Source organism: Halobacillus sp. A1-3, from assembly GCF_050971765.1.
Lineage (GTDB): Bacteria > Bacillota > Bacilli > Bacillales > Halobacillaceae > Halobacillus > Halobacillus mangrovi_B.
Map to the genome: position 1 here is coordinate 1 of NZ_JBPCEO010000003.1, position 16,586 is coordinate 16,586.

The following is a 16,586-nucleotide window of genomic DNA, read 5'->3' on the forward strand; positions in this document are numbered from 1 at the left end:
ACCTTTTAGAGAAGATCCTCTTTTTTTGGGGTACAGACAGCAAAATGTGGAAAACGTACTAAGCATTATGTTGTATAAGCGCCATAATCGTTAAAGGAGTCACCTTTGATATTCTTAGGTCTGCTAAAGTTCTTAGCATGGTGGTGCAACAATTGACTCATTCCACCAGCTGATTTATTTTAATTTTCAGATTTATCATTGACTTTATTAATCTACTGCTGTACAGTGGTAGATAAATTTATACGGAAACGACATCCTTATCAAGAGCAGGGGAGGAATTTGGTCCCGCGATCCTGCAGCAACCTGTCAGTTCTGACAAGGTGCTAACTCCAACAGACGTTAAGTCTGAAAGATGAGGAAGAGAAACGGCCTCTTCCTTATTTGGAAGAGGTCGTTTTTTGTATAAACAACTTAGAGGGAGGCTTCAAAAATGACAACAGTCGGTTATTGGTTTGTCGGTTTTGCTTTAGCGTACACGTTTTTTCTTATTCTTATCAGCCAGGTGGCAAGGAGGAAAGCTTCAAGCGGAAACGGCTACTTTGTAGGTGGAAGAGGGTTTAACACTCTTTTTGTAACGGTTTGTATTACTGGACTTTTCTCAGGTTCTTCTTATATAGCTATTATCGAATTAAGTTATCTGCAAGGCGTATCAGCGATATGGTATGGGGTAGCGGAAACAGTACAAGTCCTCATTATTGCCCTCGTGCTTATTGCCCCATTCAGGAAAAAGGCGCTTGTCACCATCTCTGGACTTTTAGGGGATCGATATGGTGAGAAGGTGCGCGGATTAGCTGGTGCGATTACGGCGTTCACTTTTCCAATGTGGTCGGTAGCAACAGCTTTAGCCTTTGCTTCAGCACTCTCAGTGTTTACCGGGCTTTCTCTCATGCTGTCTGTTGGAGTTACCGCACTACTATTATTTGTATACTTGCAGTTTGGCGGTATGTGGTCTGTGGGATTAACCCAGCTAAGTAATGTCATTGTATTTTTCGTCATGCTTGCGATTGGAACTTATGCCTTTTTTGTCAATCCAGGTATTGATGGTCTGCAGACGCTATTTCAGGACAAGCCAAGTTATGCCTCTGTAGGCAGTGTGGGCGTGCAAACGATCTTAGCTTGGTTCGGAACCTTCCTATTTAATGTTATTCTTGCTCAGGCAGCATTTCAGATGGCCCTTTCCTGCAAGACACCGGAACAAGGCCGCAATGGTTTGCTTTATGCGTCACTCTTAGGTATTCCTCTTATTATTGGGGCAGTAGTCTTCGGATTGGCGGCTGCTCAGGTCGTTCCGGGGGAGACACAAGGGTTGGTTGCGGTTCCTCTCTATCTGATGGAAACTCTTCCGGCTCCTTTAGTAGCCTTATTCTTCTTAGGATTCTGGGCAGCAGCGCTAAGCTGGGGAGCACCTTGTCAATTTTCCGGTGCTACAAGTCTCGGACGTGATGTAGGAAAAGCCCTGAACCCTAAAGCTTCAGATAAACAGCTTGTTACGTATACGAAATGGTCTCTGCTGTTACTTACAGTGCTAATGGTCGGATTTGCTTTCCTGAGGTCAGATCAATCCGCCTGGTGGAACGTACTGGCATGGGTGACACGAAACTCAGCCACCTTCGCACCCGTGGTGGCCGCAATCTTCTGGCCGGTGGTCACAAAAAGGGCGGCGTTCGTTTCCTTGTTTACGGGTTCATTTTCTGGTCTGCTCTGGTACCATCTTGGAGGATGGGGAATTAACGAATTCTACTTGAATATCCACCCGGTGTGGATTGGAATGATGGTTAATATCATTACAATTGTAGCTGTCAGCCTACTTGATCGAAACAACCCATGGGTCTGGAGCGCTTCTGTAACAGGAGCTGGAGCTTACTCCACAGCTTTCGCCTTACTATTGATTGTCGTACTCGTTCCAGGTTTTGATTATCTATATACAACAGGAATTTTAGGTATGGTTTTAGCTTTGATTGTTTCAAGTTTGTTCATCACCTGCATGAGTTTTATTCGAGAAAAATCAACAAAATCTGTAAAATCTCTTCAAACGGGATAATTGAAGAGCCTTTCAGGGTACTAGAAACCCTGAAAGGTTTTTTTGTTTGCGGCTCACTGTTCTACCCAAAGTTTGAGGTATCCTTCCTAATGAGGCGGTTTGTTTAGATATTGGTACCCAGTGGATTGATATGAAGAACATTCCATTTAAACCATTAAATTCGTGGAAACATGGCTAAATTGTTGCAGAAATTTTAAGGATTCTTGAACCTTATGTGACAACTCAGTGAACAAGTCCCTAGAAATCGACGTAATCTGCTATAATCATTCAAGCCTTACTATAAATATCTCGGATACTTATTAGGACAAATTTTATAGATTGATAGGAGTGTGAAACTACATGAAACACAAGCGGCATCGGTCTAAATGGTTGTTATTGATTCCGCTCAGCTTAGTTTTCTTCTTAAGCGGATGTGAACAGATGGTTGTTTTTGATCCTAAGGGTCCTGTGGCTCAAAGTCAAAATGACCTGATTATATATTCTCTTTGGTTCATGCTGGGAATTGTAGTCGTTGTTTTCGGGCTATTCGCCTATATGCTTATCAAATACCGCGATCGACCTGGACGTGGAGATAAAGACTACGATCCTTCTATTCATGGCAATACATTAATCGAAATCATTTGGACAGTTGTTCCTTTCGTTATTGTTATTGCGCTGTCTATACCCACAGTTGAAACACTGTATGATCTGGAAGATCCAGCAGCTGCTACATCCAATGAGGATCCTTCAGAATCCTTAGACGAGGAGCCGTTAGTCGTTCATGCTACAGCGGCCGACTGGAAATGGTTCTTCAGTTATCCAGAGCAGGGAATTGAAACGGTCAACTACCTTCATATCCCAACGGATCGCCCAATTGAATTCCGTTTAAGCTCTGCAGATTCTATGGCAGCCTTGTGGATTCCTGCCCTCGGCGGCCAGAAGTACAATATGGCAGGAATGATGAACAAGCTTTACCTCGAAGCAAGTGAAGAAGGCGTCTATGATGGACGTAATTCCAACTTTACAGGGGAAGGCTTTACAGATCAGACCTTTAAAGTGCATGCGGAAAGTGAAGAAGAATTTAACGCATGGGTAGAGGAGACGAAAAGTGAAGCACCGGTTCTAACTCAGGAAAAGTATAATTCTCTTCTTGAGCCTGGCCTAACAGATAAAATGGAATTCTCATCTACTCACCTAGAGTGGGTCAATCATGGCACGAATGATGGCCGGGATTATGCGATTGAACGTCACCGTGAAGCATACAAAGAAAAACTTCACTTAGATCTTCACGGCGTACCTTCAACACATGAATAGTACTAAACGAAAGCGGGTGAACGAACATGAACATCACTGACATTCTAGTCACTGGTGAACCACTTATATATGGGGCCATGGTTTCGATTGTGCTTGTGACGACTGCAGCCATTTTCCTTTTGACTTATTTCAAAAAATGGGGCTGGCTATGGCGTGAATGGTTAACAACTGTTGACCACAAGAAAATTGGAATTATGTATATCTTAAGTGCTTTGGCAATGCTTTTCCGCGGTGGAATGGATGCTTTAATGATGCGGATACAGCTTGCATTTCCAGGTCTTAACTTCTTAGACTCCCAGCACTATAATGAAATCTTTACAACACACGGAACGGTCATGATTATCTTCATGGCGATGCCGTTTCTTATTGGTTTAATGAACATTATCGTTCCATTGCAAATAGGAGCAAGAGACTTTGCCTTTCCGTTTGTCAACGCGGTCAGTTTCTGGTCCTTCTTCTTTGGTGCAATGTTGTTTAATATCTCGTTTGTTATCGGAGGTTCTCCTGATGCAGGTTGGACAAGTTACACACCGCTTGCCGGTGCGGCAATGAGTCCAGGGCCAGGCCAGAACTTCTACTTAATGGGACTTCAGCTTTCCGGTATCGGAACGCTTGCTACAGGAGTCAATTTAATGGTAACGATCCTTAAAATGCGTGCTCCTGGTATGAAATTGTTCCACATGCCGATTTTTACCTGGTCTACATTAGTCACATGTTTTATTATTGTCTTTGCTTTCCCAATTTTAACGGTAGCATTGGCTCTTATGACGATTGACCGTATTTTTGGTTCACAATTCTTTACATTGACTGGCGAAGGATTGCCGATGATGTGGGCGAACTTATTCTGGATGTGGGGTCACCCTGAGGTCTACATCGTTATTCTTCCAGCCTTCGGTATTTTCTCCGAAGTCATTGCAACATTTGCTCGTAAGCGACTGTTTGGTTATCACGCGATGGTTTGGTCTATGATCATTATCGCTCTTCTCAGCTTCCTTGTGTGGGTACACCACTTCTTTACAATGGGAGCAGGAGCATTTGTAAACTCTGTATTCTCTGTCTCTACGATGTTAATTGCCGTGCCTACCGGAGTAAAAATCTTCAACTGGCTGGCAACCTTATATAAATCGAAAATTGAGTTTACGGTAGCGAATTTATGGGCATTGGCTTTTATACCAAGTTTTGTCATCGGGGGAGTTACCGGTGTCATGCTCGGTATGGCAGCAGCCGATTATCAGTTCCACAATTCCTACTTCTTAATTGCACACTTCCACTACGTGCTGATTGCAGGTACTGTATTTGCCTGCTTTGCAGGTCTTGTGTTCTGGTATCCGAAAATCTTCGGACACAAGCTTAATGAACGTATTGGAAAATGGAGCTTCTGGTTGTTCCTTATCGGCTTCCATGTATGCTTCTTCCCGCAGTATTTCTTGGGACTAGATGGAATGCCCCGCCGTATCTTCATTACAAGAATTGAAGAATGGCTGCCATTGAACGTAATCTCTACAGTGGGAGCGTTCGGTATGGGACTAGGATTTGCTGTATTCGTCTTTAACATTTACTACAGCTACCGTTATAGTGAGCGAGAGAAAACAGGAGATCCATGGAATGGCAGAACGCTCGAATGGGCGACGCCGACTCCAATTCCTTTTTATAACTTTGCGACCATTCCGCACGTCGATGGTATTGATTACTACCTTCCGATGAAGGAAAAAGGCGAAACAACGTATGACGAATCGAAACTTGAGCCGATTCACATGCCTAGTAATTCAGGACAGCCGATTATTATGATGGCATTCTTCGCTTTCGCAAGTTTCGCGTTAGTATTTGAGTGGATTCCTTTGGCAATCGCCGGATTAATTGGAGGCTTCGTCATGATGGGAGTAAGATCCTTTGATTATGATGAGGGTTACCATGTTGAAGTTGATGAAATCAAGCGTATCGAACGCTCGGCGAGGGGGTTATGATATGTCCGCACATGAATTGAAAACAGGACCATTAGAATATCGGACCCAGGAAGGTCGAATGAGCATTCTCGGCTTTTGGATCTTCCTTGGAGCGGAAGTTGTGCTCTTTGCCACTTTATTTGCAACCTATGCTGTATTATTTGGAAGAACCGCAGATGCGCCGCATCCTAGCGAACTATTTGAGATGAAGACGACGTTGATCATGACGTTCTTACTTCTTACCAGTAGTTTTACTTGCGGGATCGCGATTCATGAAATGCGCAGGGGGTCATTAAAAGGACTCATGACTTGGCTGATCATCACCTTGCTTTTGGGTCTCGGCTTCCTTGGCTTTGAAATTTACGAATTTGTACATTACGCCCATGAAGGAGCAACCTTGCAGTCAAGTGCTTTTTGGTCAGGATTCTTTGTTCTGGCTGGTACGCACGGACTCCACGTGACAGTGGGAATTGGCTGGGCAATCTTATTGCTCATACAACTGTCTAGAAGAGGACTTACGAATGTAACAAACCGTAAAGTGTTTATAATCAGTCTCTATTGGCACTTCTTGGACGTTGTCTGGATCTTTATCTTTACAGGTATTTACCTGATTGGGATGGTGATATAAGATGGCCGACCCTAAAAAACGTATACCAATGAACCACGTCATTGGTTTTCTATTGTCTCTTGCGATGACTCTCTTGGCAGCATGGGCAGTTGTAAGCTCTAATCTGCCTGTAAGATGGGTAATTATTTCGATCTTGATCTTAGCCCTTCTTCAAGCTGGTGTGCAGCTCTTCATGTTCATGCATATCACTGAAAAAGGAAGTGGGGGCGGACATGTACCTTGGAACATGATGTTCCATGGGTTCGCGCTTGCGGCTATTATCGTCGCTGGTTCGTTATTTACGATGTCTTTCGGTTTCCATGGTGGTCATGATGGTGACGGAGGTCATCAACAGCAAGAACAACAACAAGAAGAGCATGGCGGTAGTCATTAAAAAGATTTCGTATTAATCTAAGACGGGATGGTGAACAGTTATGGAGCAGGACGATAAACACCTATATAATGTACCCTCAGGTTTGTGGAAAAACGTTATTAGTTTTGTCATATGTATTGCGCTGACTGCAATCTCCCTGGTGGGATTCTTCTATACTGGCTACAGTCCTAAGTTGCTTCTAGCTTTAATCGCTGTCCTTGCTTTCTCACAAGCGATGGTTCAGCTGTTTCGAATACAACCATCGGAATAAACGAAAAAGCCCTTTTCCATATAATTGGAAAAGGGATTTTTTGTTATTCATAGTTAGCTTCAAGGGATTAAACTCTTACAATTTTTCCATAGTTTCTTGAAGTTTTGGATTTGCTTTTACCATAGCAATGATAAACATTACCCATGCGACTTCTGCCACAATTAGACTTAAATAGTAACTGCTCCATGTAATGGAGAATGCCGCTGGTGTGGTAAAGTACAGCACTTGGAAAAAGTACACCCACATTCCTACTAGTAATACGGACTGCACGGCTGCAAAAACTGGTTTCTTTAGTTGAATGAAAAGAAATGGAGTTACTGTTGCAAGCAACAGGAACAATACGGCTACACCCATTGACCACAACTCCTTTTTTATTTTTTTGATACCGTGTAAGCGTTATCTTATTTAATATTGTAACAAATTATTCTCACAATGGACACAAAATGTTCATAATTAGGTATCTATACCTAAATTATTCCACTTCACCTATATAATAAAACCTCTCATGAGCTGCAAAAAACTCCTGAGAGGTTCATGATCTTATTTATCTGCCTGAAATTTTTGAAGAAGAAGGAACCCTGTAACCATCGTAAAGAATACGATTAGAAGACCCATAAATCCTTGTGTAAAATCAGTCTTTTCTACAGCAAAGCCGAAGAGAGGGAAGCTGATCATAATAACGAAGCTCTCTGTTAAACCGATCATCGAGAAAAAGGTGGATCGCACATTACTTGTAAGGAGGTTTTGTACGAACGCCGTAAAGATCGGCTCAAAAAGGCTCAGCAGCTGGGCAAGGAAAAGAAACGAGAGTAGAATCGCCCAATCATTTGCGAAGATGAACAAAATGAAGAACAGCACATAGAGCCCGAGCCCATAATATAAAAGATTAAAGAATTTGAAACGTTCTTCAACCTTATAAGCGATCTTCGCCATGACTACACCAAGTAAACCTTCGATCGTAAACACTGCTCCAACAACGACAGGTGAATAGCCTAAATGAATGAAGTATTCCTGCCCGTAAAAGGTGATAATAACCAAAACAGAGGAGGCTAGAATAAATAAAACAACTGGCTTATGAATGATTGGATTGTTCCGCCATACTCGTGCGCCCATTTTAAATTGATGAACCCACTGGTGATACCAGCGTCCGCCAATATCTTCCGTTTTGTCACGCTCAGGTTCCTTCATAAAAAACAGTGGAATCAAGGCAAGTATATGAGTGAATATGGTTGAACCATACACCCATTCCCAGCTCACTTCAGCGAGAAATCCACCGAGAAATTTCGCAAGACTTAAAGAGAGCAGGGCAAGTGCTGTCATACTGCCAACTACCTTTGTATAATCTTTTTCGCGCTTTTCATTTTTTAGGGTATCATAAGCAAAAGCTTGTTCCGCCCCAGAATGGAAAGTAATCATTAGCCCCATCGACATAAAGGCCAGAGTGAAAAGGGAAAAGGATCCGCTGATCATCATGAATAGTCCGTATAGTAAGCTGAAAAAGTTACCAAGCACCAGACTCGTTTTTCGCCCGTACAAATCAGAGACCATTCCTGTTGGTACTTCGAATAAAACAATCGCCAAATGGAGGAATGCTTCCAAGATGCCGATTTGACCGAATGTCATTCCTTTGTCACCAAGATAGATGACCCAGAGGGCACGGTCGAAAAACAGCTGTGCAAAAAATATATAAACATAGAGCATATAAATATTCGTTTTTGTTTTTATCATGTCGTTTGTCTCTCCTTATACATAATTCCATATAAAAAGGCACAGGAAAGTAAGATTCCTGTGCCTTGTCGTTATTTCAGGGAAATCATACTTACGTTCACTAACTATTAAAATGTCAGCTGTAAAAGGACATACGTGTCCCGTGGGCAGCTGAAATTCCAATAATAGACATCATAAGTACGAGATATTTTTTTACTTCCTTGATGTCTAATGCGAACGTAAACATGATATTCCCTCCTTTATGTATAAGCTCTCTATATTATAAACGGCTTTCATTTCGTGAACAAGGGGATTAAGGAGCCAGATTCCATTTAAAAAAGCGTTTGCATTTTTGTGACAATTATGTATAAAATACTAAAAGCAGGTCATCTGATGACCTTATTTTTATGAATAAATTTGTAAGCGTTCACAAATCTAGAGAAATATGAGAACTGGAGGGATTTAGATGATGTTAATGGTGGCATTGAGTGCCATTATAGCTCCTTTTTTATTTTTGGTACTCTTTCGTATGCCAGCAAAAAAGGGGATGTTTTTTAGTGCAGTAATTGTTATAGGCTTAGCATTCCTTAGCTGGGGTGTAAAGGCAGAAGTGATAGCGGCGTCAATTTTAGAAGGGACTCATAAGACGCTGACGATTTTGTTTATTCTGTTTGGAGCCATCGTGCTGCTGAATACACTGAGACATACGGGAGCAGTGAATCGGATCAACCAGGGGTTCAGGAATATTTCCACAGACATGCGTGTCCAAATTGTCATTGTCGCCTTTTTATTCGGTGCCTTGATTGAAGGAGCAGCAGGTTTTGGAACACCGGCCGCTGTTACTGGACCGTTGATGGTCGCTTTAGGCTTTACGCCGATGGCAGCTGCAGCAATTGCGCTGATCGCAGATAGTTCAGCAGTTTCCTACGGTGCAGTTGGCACACCCATTCAAGTGGGGTTAAGTAATCTCCCTGAAGCGGGATTATCGTTTTATCGTGAAATCGGTGTCCAAGTCGCGTTCTTCGACTTGTTTGCAGGTACGTTCATTCCATTGATTTTAGTAGTCGTCCTAACCATGTTCTTTGGAAAGAAGAAAGGGTGGAAGGATGCAGTGGAGATGCTTCCATGGACGTTGTTCATCGGGCTTCTTTATACTTCATCCGCCTTGCTTTATGCTGTGTTATTTGGGCATGAATTCGTAGCAATCCTAGCGTCATTGACTGGGTTAATCGTAGCGACCTTTACCGCTAAAAAAGGTTTTTTACTGCCAAAGTCATCATGGCAGGATGCCCTGCAGGAAGATTTTGTTGTAGAAGAAAAGAAATCGAATATGAGTCTTTTGACAGCCTGGTCTCCATACCTTGTTATCGTTGCCTTACTGTTACTTACAAGAATTGTCCCATCCGTGAAGAACTTTACGCTGACCTGGGTGGATCTCACATGGACAAACATCCTTGGGGTGGACGGAATTACTTCCAAATGGCAAGTGCTATACTCTCCAGGATCCGTGCTCGTTTTTGCTGCTATTTTAGCTGTAGTTATCCAACGTAAATCATTCCGTAATTTTACGAAAGCAGCGAAGGAGTCAATTCTTTCTATGAAGGACGCGGCATTGGCTTTAGTTGCAACGCTTGCGCTTGTGCAGGTGTTTACAAACTCTGGGATGAATGCCAATGATTTTGTCAGTATGCCTCAGTACATAGCTCAAACGTTAGCGAGCGGATTCGGTTCGATGTGGGTGTTAGCGGCTCCGTTTTTAGGGGAGCTCGGTGCTTTCATAACGGGAAGTGCTACAGTTTCGACGCTTACGTTTTCGCCGATTCAATATAGTATCGCTGAAGAAACTACATTAGCTAAGGATACGATCCTTTCATTACAAGTCATTGGGGCTGCTGCAGGGAACATGATTTGTGTCCACAATGTCGTTGCCGCAGGGGCTGTTGTAGGGTTGTCAGGAAAAGAAGGAGATATTATTAGGAAAACGATTCTACCGGCTCTCCTTTACGGTCTGCTGGTTGGATTTGCAGCTTTGGTTTTCACGTTTATTGGTTAGAAAACGCTTCCCCTTTCGATTCACGGACAATTAGAGTAAAATGAAAGTAATACGTGACTTGAGGTTGGAGGAAGCATGTTGGAATATAAACCAATTAGAACGAAAAAGATTTATGAACAAGTAGCCGATTCCTTGCTCGATTCTTTAAAGAATGGAACTTTGAAATCCGGTGATAAATTAGATAGTGTTGAAGTCCTTGCGAAAAATTTTGATGTAGGAAGATCAGCCATTCGGGAGGCTCTGAGCGCATTAAGAGCGATGGGGCTATTGGAGATGCGCCAGGGGGAAGGAACCTATGTGAAATCATTTGATGCTACACGTTTCTCCTTACCGGTCTCCGTGGCGTTTCTTATGAAACCGGAAGACATGAAGGACTTGCTTGAGGTAAGAAAGATTTTAGAGGTGGGAGCAGCAGGCTCAGCCGCCGCTTCCCGTTCCGAAGAAGACTTAGAACAAATGAAGAAAGCATTACAGGCAATGGAAGAAGCCAAAGGAAATGGAGAGCTAGGAGAACAGGCAGACTTGAATTTTCATATGGCGCTTGTAAGAGCTACCCACAACCAGATGCTGATCAATTTGATGAACAGTGTTTCAGAAATTATGGTTCAGGCGATGCGGGAGACACGGAAACTGCTTCACACAAACGATGGAACGGACAAGCTTTTACAAGAACATAAAAGGATTTTGGCTGCGATTAAAGCGAAAGAGGAAGAGGAAGCGCGGGTAGCGATGTATGCTCACTTGAGCAGTGTTGAACGATCTTTAGCGGGTTATTTGAAATAAGGGATTCTGAGACACTCAGCATCCTTTTTATCCAGTTTAGTCATCAGATGACCCTATGTATAATGTTAGGAGGAAATGCAAATGAAAGTTTCCCTATTTATCACTTGTCTGTGTGACACGATTACTCCAGACGTAGGGAAGGATACAGTACAGCTTCTGGAACGATTCGGATGTGAGGTAGATTTTCCAGTTGGTCAAACATGCTGCGGGCAGCCTGCTTACAACAGCGGCTATAAAACTGAATCAGCAAAAGCCATAAAACAGATGATCAAAGCATTTGAGCCATCTGAACATGTGGTCGGTCCTTCAGGGTCTTGTGTGCAGATGATCAAAGAATATCCAAAAGTTCTAAAAGATGAACCAGAGTGGAGAGAAAGAGCAGAAAGACTGGCAGAGAAAACTTATGAGCTGACCCAATTTCTTGTCGACGTTTTGAAAGTTGAAAATGTAGGATCAACATTCAAAGGAACAGCAACCTATCACCCCTCTTGTCACATGACAAGGCTGTTAGGCGTTAAGGATGCGCCTCGGATTCTATTGGAAAATGTGGAGGGACTGAACTTGATTGATCTTCCTTTGAAAGAGGATTGCTGTGGGTTCGGAGGTACATTTGCAGTAAAAAATTCAGCTATTTCAGGTCAAATGGTCCAGGAAAAAGCCGAGCATATTGGGGAAACGAAAGCTGACTACTTAATTGGAGGAGACATGGGCTGCCTTATGAACATGGGAGGGCGTTTGAGAAGGAATGAACAGGAAGTAAAGGTTCTTCATATAGCACAAGTTCTGAACAGTCAGTAAGAAAGGGGAGGTTACAATGAGCATTAAAATCGGCAGCAAGGCTTATACGGAGCGGATTCAGGAAGGGATCGACAATTCGTTTATGAGAAAAGCCGTCTCCTCTGCCCAGGGCCGTTTTCGTACAGGACGATTGAAAGCAGCCGAGGAGCTGGGGGACTGGGAAGATTGGCGAACGCTAGGCGAAGAAATTCGTTCTCATACAATGGAAAATCTTGATTATTACTTACATCAGCTTAGTGAGGAAGTGGAGAAAAGAGGCGGAACGGTTTTCTTTGCGGAAACAGCAGAGGAAGCTAATGCCTATGTTCAGGAGATTGCTAAAAGAAAAAATGCCAAAAAGGTAGTTAAGTCGAAGTCGATGGTCACCGAGGAAATCGGCTTAAACGAAGCACTTGCCGAAAGCGGGTGTGAAGTAGTCGAATCAGACCTTGGCGAATGGATTCTGCAGCTTGATGAAGACCCTCCATCTCATATCGTTACCCCTGCTCTTCACAAAAATAAGGAGCAGATTCGGGAGACTTTTGTAAAAAAGAAAGGCTATACAAAATCAGACGATCCTGTTGAACTTGCCGCCTTTGCGCGTGAACAGCTCCGTCAAGATTTTCTTAGTGCTGACATCGGGGTTACTGGATGTAATTTTGCCGTTGCGGAATCCGGTGCTGTCACTCTTGTTACTAATGAAGGAAACGCCCGTATGGTAACGTCGCTTCCTGATACTCAAATCTCCGTTATGGGAATGGAACGTATTGTGCCCACATGGGAGGACCTTGAAGTAGTTGTAAGTTTGTTAACCCGTGCTGCAGTAGGACAGAAACTGACCAGCTACATTACGGCTCTTACAGGCACGAGACTTGAAGATGAAGTGGATGGGCCGGAAGACTTTCACCTTGTCATCGTCGATAACGGACGCTCAAAAATTCTCGGTACAGAGTTCCAGTCTGCACTGCACTGTATCCGTTGTGCAGCTTGTATTAATGCCTGTCCGGTCTATCGTCACGTCGGCGGACATTCATACGGATCGATTTATCCTGGACCAATCGGAGCTGTGCTTACACCGCTTCTTGATGGATATGAGGACCATAAAGAGTTGCCTTATGCCTCTTCCTTATGTGCGGCTTGTACAGAAGCGTGTCCGGTAAAGATTCCGCTTCATGAGCATTTGATCAGACACAGGGAAATCATTGTCGAACAGGAAAAAATGAATGCAAAGTCTGAGGAGATCATGATGAAAGGATTTGCTCAATGGGCGTCAACACCAGCGGCTTACAAGCTTTCCACCAAAATGGCGCGGACAGCCTTAAAGCCTTGGACAAAGGATGAACATATTGAAAATGGCCCTGGACCTTTGAAGGGGTGGACAGATCAACGGGATTTTCCTGCTCCTCCGAAGAAAAGTTTCAGAGAATGGTATAAACGCCGGGAAGAAAGGAGGAATGGCTGATGGCGATTCATAATCGGGAAGCCTTTTTAGATAAACTCGCTGGTCGTCTCGGAAGACCACGTCGTACAGAGGTCGCGCCGCCCTCTTATTCTGTAAGACCTCAGGAACGCGTTTTCCAAGGGGCAACACAAGACGAACTCGTTGAAAAATTGGAAGCACAGTGTGAGGTCATCCATACAAGTTTTGAGCGGATTACTCTTCATGAACTTGAAGATACATTAAGAAGAGTGCTGGATGGATATGGAGTGTCTAAAATTGTCAGTGCTGGAGGCCCGCGCATTAAAACGAGCGGCTTAACTGATTTTTACGATCACTTGCTCAAAGAAAATTATGAGGTTCAAATATGGGATGAAGAAAAAGGCAGGGAGAATGTCGAATTTGCTGAACAAGCTGGAGCGGGGATAGTGTTTAGTGATCTCACCCTTGCAGAATCAGGGACAGTAACCCTTTTTAACGATCGTTATAACGGAAGGTCCATCAGCCTACTTCCTGAAACCTTCATTGCCATCATTCCGAAAAGTACGATGGTGCCGAGAATGACTCAGGCTGGCCGATTAATTCACGAAGAAGAAGAGAAAGGGAATCCAGTTTCTTCTTGTGTGAGTTTTGTTACAGGCCCGAGTAACAGCGCTGATATTGAGATGAATCTAATCGTAGGGGTGCATGGCCCTGTGAAAGCTACTTATATTGTGGTTGATGATTTGTAGCCACTCTTTCTCCGTTAAAAATGAACCTGATGTGACAATTTCATGGCTTAGGAAGGAAAAGCTCCTTTTTTGTCGAATGGATGTAGTGTTAAGTGAGGTTTAACGACGAGGAGGATCTACAAATGTTCAAAAAGATCGCAAGCGATGCTCTCGGTTTAAGTGATATTGGCCGGATCATTAGTAAAGAAGATTTCGATAAAACACAGTCCGATGACTTTGTCCTGACAGAAGACGGTGAAAAGATCCACTTCCTAATCAAGTCCAAGTCTGATGAATATTGCTTTACGAACAGAGCGCTGATTCATCTTGATGGCGAGAAAGCATCCAGCAGCAAACGAAACATTTACCGTTATGACTATTATCAAAATCATATTAAAGATGTATCGATTGAAACAGCAGGAACGATTGATTTGGATCTTGAGATCAAATTCACAATGGGGAGCAGGATTTTCAGTATCGATATTGCAAAAGATGAAGGCGAAGCAATCGCTGACTTGTACAAGTCTTTAGTAGCTATCTCGCAAATCCAGGAAGAAAACCGTCTCCATACAGAGTTTTCTAAGGATAGCATCGGCAACGCATCAGCTGTTATTCAAGATAACCGTTTTCATGATAACGACATTTCCAGGGAATTCGAACAGATCGTGAACTTTTCTTACAATTGGTATGAGCAGAAGCACCGTGAGAACACGCAGAAGGATTTCAAAGAGATCTTTGAGAAGTATATTCATAACTGATTAGGCCGGCTAAGGGACGTCCACTTTTTAAAGTGGGCGTTTTTGTATAACTTTGTTAAATCTTCTTGTTGATTAGTTACCAACGTGCCAGGCTGACTGCCATTTTGAAAATAGCCTCCGTATGCTGAACAAAAGATAATTAGATGGGTTGGAACCTTCTCGGGCGTAAGGGGGGATTATTGTTGGAAAAACTTAACTCTTCTAGTGTAAAAGTCGCAATGAACGCTTTTTTGCTGTTATCAAATAAAAATCAGTTTCTGAAGAATATTAAGAAAATGTTACAAACTAAGTTGCTGCACAAATTCTGCGCAAAAAATTGTTAAAATAGCCCCAAACGATTTTTTAAATAGAGGAGAACAATCATGAAACTCCAAGATCTTGTCTACGAACTTGAAACTCGAATGAAATTAACAACGATCAACATCGATGAAGATATAACGATTGAAGGACTAGCAGATAATTCAAGGGATGTTAAGGAAAACTATCTATTTGTTGCCGTAAAAGGGTTTGATAAGGATGGTCACTCCTTTATTAACCAGGCTGTCAGTGACGGGGCCACTGCAGTAATAGGGGAAGAAGACCTTGCTGATGAACTCGAAGTCCCTTATATAAAAGTCCCAAATTCTCGCAGAGCTTTGGGGATCCTGAGTAACAAATTCTATCATTTCCCAGCTAAAGATAAATGGCTGATCGGAATAACAGGAACTAATGGAAAAACCACGACAAGTTATCTGCTTAAAGAGATTATTGAATCTTCAGGGAAATCGTGTGCAGTCATTGGGTCGATCCAGAACATTGTGAATGGCAGAGTGTACCCAACTCAAAATACGACACCAAGTTCTCTTAAGATCAATCAAATGCTGGCCTTAAGCACGGACGATGTTGTTATTATCGAAGTAACCTCCCATGCTTTAACTCAACATCGAGTAGAAGGGCTGGCGTTTGATATGGCTCTTTTCACAAACTTGAGTCATGATCATCTCGACTACCATTCTTCAATGGAGGAATATTTTGAGGCAAAGAGACGATTATTCAAAATGCTGAAACAAGATGGAAAAGCGGTTATCAATACTGATGACTCATGGGGAGCGCACCTGGAAAGGTTGCTTAAAGAGGAAGGAAAGTCAGTCTTTACTGTAGGAAAAGAAGAGGGAAGAGATTTTCACATCGCTCAAACCGAAGCTAATCCTCCTAAACTAACGGTTAAAGATGAAAATGGTGAAACAACCATCTATTCAAGCATGTCTGGCATGCACAATATGTACAACATGACGATGTCCTTTGCTGCAGCTGACCTCGTCGGTGTGGACAAGCCCATAATTTGTGAGGCAATAGAGAAATTTGAAGGAGTAAAGGGCCGTTTTCAAGTGATAAAAATCAATGAAGTTACGGCTGTGGTGGATTATGCACACACACCCGATGCTATTTACCATTGCTTAAATACAGCCAAACAAGCTGGTGCAAGGAAGATTATCCATGTATTCGGATTCAGGGGAGATCGAGATTCGACAAAGAGAAGAGAGATGATGGGAATTACTTCGGAAATAAGTGATCACTATATTCTTACATTTGATGACTTGAATAGCGTTTCTGGTGAAGAGATGGAAGAAATGCTTTGGAAGGTCCAAGACATGTATGGAAACGGAAAAGGAAAGGTGATTACAGACCGAACCCTTGCGATAAGAGCAGCTGTCGAACTTGCTGATGATGGGGATTGGATTCTCGTTACTGGTAAAGGAAATGAAAGCTATCAACAGAACTACTCTTTACCGACTGAATCTGATGAAGAAACGATCCATTATTTTGCTTTAGAACAAAGTAAAGGTTGAATA

15 protein-coding genes and 1 riboswitch are annotated in these 16,586 nt (G+C 42.7%); of the genes, 13 read left to right on the forward strand and 2 right to left on the reverse strand.

Features of this window, described 5'->3' with window-relative positions; genetic code table 11:
- Positions 1-254 precede the first annotated feature (254 nt).
- Positions 255-359: riboswitch (SAM riboswitch) on the forward strand.
- 71 nt (positions 360-430) lie between these two features.
- The 6 genes from ACRYKC_RS05470 (at position 431) to ACRYKC_RS05495 (ending at position 6,528) form a co-directional block, all read left to right on the forward strand.
- On the forward strand, positions 431-2,041 hold the full coding sequence (locus tag ACRYKC_RS05470) for a sodium:solute symporter family protein (protein ID WP_433805720.1): 1,611 nt from the start codon (positions 431-433) through the stop codon (positions 2,039-2,041).
- A gap of 339 nt (positions 2,042-2,380) precedes the next feature.
- Positions 2,381-3,334: a cytochrome aa3 quinol oxidase subunit II gene (gene qoxA / locus ACRYKC_RS05475; RefSeq protein ID WP_433805722.1), complete on the forward strand. Its 954-nt coding sequence runs from the start codon at positions 2,381-2,383 to the stop codon at positions 3,332-3,334.
- Between the two features lie 26 nt (positions 3,335-3,360).
- Positions 3,361-5,298, forward strand: a complete 1,938-nt coding sequence (gene qoxB, locus ACRYKC_RS05480; protein ID WP_433805724.1) for a cytochrome aa3 quinol oxidase subunit I — start codon at positions 3,361-3,363, stop codon at positions 5,296-5,298.
- 1 nt (position 5,299) lies between these two features.
- Positions 5,300-5,905: a cytochrome aa3 quinol oxidase subunit III gene (gene qoxC, locus ACRYKC_RS05485; protein ID WP_433805726.1), complete on the forward strand. Its 606-nt coding sequence runs from the start codon at positions 5,300-5,302 to the stop codon at positions 5,903-5,905.
- A gap of 1 nt (position 5,906) precedes the next feature.
- The gene (gene qoxD / locus ACRYKC_RS05490) at positions 5,907-6,278 is read left to right on the forward strand and encodes a cytochrome aa3 quinol oxidase subunit IV (protein ID WP_433805728.1); all 372 of its coding nucleotides are present in this window, start codon (positions 5,907-5,909) and stop codon (positions 6,276-6,278) included.
- 82 nt (positions 6,279-6,360) lie between these two features.
- Positions 6,361-6,528, forward strand: coding sequence for a hypothetical protein (locus ACRYKC_RS05495; RefSeq protein WP_433805730.1), 168 nt, complete (start codon positions 6,361-6,363; stop codon positions 6,526-6,528).
- A 75-nt stretch (positions 6,529-6,603) separates the two neighbouring features.
- Here the strand turns inward: ACRYKC_RS05495 and ACRYKC_RS05500 are convergent, their stop codons facing one another.
- Both ACRYKC_RS05500 and ACRYKC_RS05505 read right to left on the reverse strand, forming a co-directional pair.
- Positions 6,604-6,882, reverse strand: a complete 279-nt coding sequence (locus tag ACRYKC_RS05500) for a spore morphogenesis/germination protein YwcE (RefSeq protein ID WP_433805732.1) — start codon at positions 6,880-6,882, stop codon at positions 6,604-6,606.
- 186 nt (positions 6,883-7,068) lie between these two features.
- Positions 7,069-8,256: an MFS transporter gene (locus ACRYKC_RS05505; RefSeq protein ID WP_433805734.1), complete on the reverse strand. Its 1,188-nt coding sequence runs from the start codon at positions 8,254-8,256 to the stop codon at positions 7,069-7,071.
- A gap of 445 nt (positions 8,257-8,701) precedes the next feature.
- Between ACRYKC_RS05505 and ACRYKC_RS05510 the strand changes: the two genes are divergently transcribed.
- The 7 genes from ACRYKC_RS05510 to ACRYKC_RS05540 all read left to right on the forward strand — a co-directional run bounded on the left by ACRYKC_RS05510 (position 8,702) and on the right by ACRYKC_RS05540 (position 16,583).
- Positions 8,702-10,288, forward strand: a complete 1,587-nt coding sequence (locus ACRYKC_RS05510) for an L-lactate permease (RefSeq protein ID WP_433805736.1) — start codon at positions 8,702-8,704, stop codon at positions 10,286-10,288.
- A 78-nt stretch (positions 10,289-10,366) separates the two neighbouring features.
- Entirely contained in the window at positions 10,367-11,071 is a 705-nt protein-coding gene (locus tag ACRYKC_RS05515) for a FadR/GntR family transcriptional regulator (protein WP_433805738.1), read from the forward strand.
- 81 nt (positions 11,072-11,152) lie between these two features.
- Complete coding sequence (locus ACRYKC_RS05520; RefSeq protein ID WP_433805740.1) at positions 11,153-11,869, forward strand: (Fe-S)-binding protein; 717 nt, start codon at positions 11,153-11,155, stop codon at positions 11,867-11,869.
- 16 nt (positions 11,870-11,885) lie between these two features.
- On the forward strand, positions 11,886-13,310 hold the full coding sequence (locus ACRYKC_RS05525) for a LutB/LldF family L-lactate oxidation iron-sulfur protein (RefSeq protein ID WP_433805741.1): 1,425 nt from the start codon (positions 11,886-11,888) through the stop codon (positions 13,308-13,310).
- Entirely contained in the window at positions 13,310-14,017 is a 708-nt protein-coding gene (locus tag ACRYKC_RS05530) for a LutC/YkgG family protein (RefSeq protein WP_433805742.1), read from the forward strand. The genes ACRYKC_RS05525 and ACRYKC_RS05530 overlap by 1 nt, the downstream gene beginning before the upstream one ends.
- Before the next feature lie 122 nt (positions 14,018-14,139).
- Entirely contained in the window at positions 14,140-14,754 is a 615-nt protein-coding gene (locus tag ACRYKC_RS05535; protein WP_433805743.1) for a PH domain-containing protein, read from the forward strand.
- A gap of 362 nt (positions 14,755-15,116) precedes the next feature.
- Positions 15,117-16,583 (forward strand): UDP-N-acetylmuramoyl-L-alanyl-D-glutamate--2,6-diaminopimelate ligase, encoded by a 1,467-nt coding sequence (locus ACRYKC_RS05540; protein WP_433805744.1) that lies wholly within the window; start codon positions 15,117-15,119, stop codon positions 16,581-16,583.
- Positions 16,584-16,586 lie beyond the last annotated feature (3 nt).

Excerpts from the sequence above, each read along its gene's own strand:
- ACRYKC_RS05470 (WP_433805720.1), top strand. The coding sequence starts at position 431 with ATGACAACAGTCGGTTATTGGTTTGTCGGTTTTGCTTTAGCGTACACG.
- qoxA (WP_433805722.1), top strand. The coding sequence starts at position 2,381 with ATGAAACACAAGCGGCATCGGTCTAAATGGTTGTTATTGATTCCGCTC.
- qoxB (WP_433805724.1), top strand. The coding sequence starts at position 3,361 with ATGAACATCACTGACATTCTAGTCACTGGTGAACCACTTATATATGGG.
- qoxC (WP_433805726.1), top strand. The coding sequence starts at position 5,300 with ATGTCCGCACATGAATTGAAAACAGGACCATTAGAATATCGGACCCAG.
- qoxD (WP_433805728.1), top strand. The coding sequence starts at position 5,907 with ATGGCCGACCCTAAAAAACGTATACCAATGAACCACGTCATTGGTTTT.
- ACRYKC_RS05500 (WP_433805732.1), bottom strand. The coding sequence starts at position 6,882 with ATGGGTGTAGCCGTATTGTTCCTGTTGCTTGCAACAGTAACTCCATTT.
- ACRYKC_RS05505 (WP_433805734.1), bottom strand. The coding sequence starts at position 8,256 with ATGATAAAAACAAAAACGAATATTTATATGCTCTATGTTTATATATTT.
- ACRYKC_RS05510 (WP_433805736.1), top strand. The coding sequence starts at position 8,702 with ATGATGTTAATGGTGGCATTGAGTGCCATTATAGCTCCTTTTTTATTT.
- ACRYKC_RS05520 (WP_433805740.1), top strand. The coding sequence starts at position 11,153 with ATGAAAGTTTCCCTATTTATCACTTGTCTGTGTGACACGATTACTCCA.
- ACRYKC_RS05525 (WP_433805741.1), top strand. The coding sequence starts at position 11,886 with ATGAGCATTAAAATCGGCAGCAAGGCTTATACGGAGCGGATTCAGGAA.
- ACRYKC_RS05530 (WP_433805742.1), top strand. The coding sequence starts at position 13,310 with ATGGCGATTCATAATCGGGAAGCCTTTTTAGATAAACTCGCTGGTCGT.
- ACRYKC_RS05535 (WP_433805743.1), top strand. The coding sequence starts at position 14,140 with ATGTTCAAAAAGATCGCAAGCGATGCTCTCGGTTTAAGTGATATTGGC.
- ACRYKC_RS05540 (WP_433805744.1), top strand. The coding sequence starts at position 15,117 with ATGAAACTCCAAGATCTTGTCTACGAACTTGAAACTCGAATGAAATTA.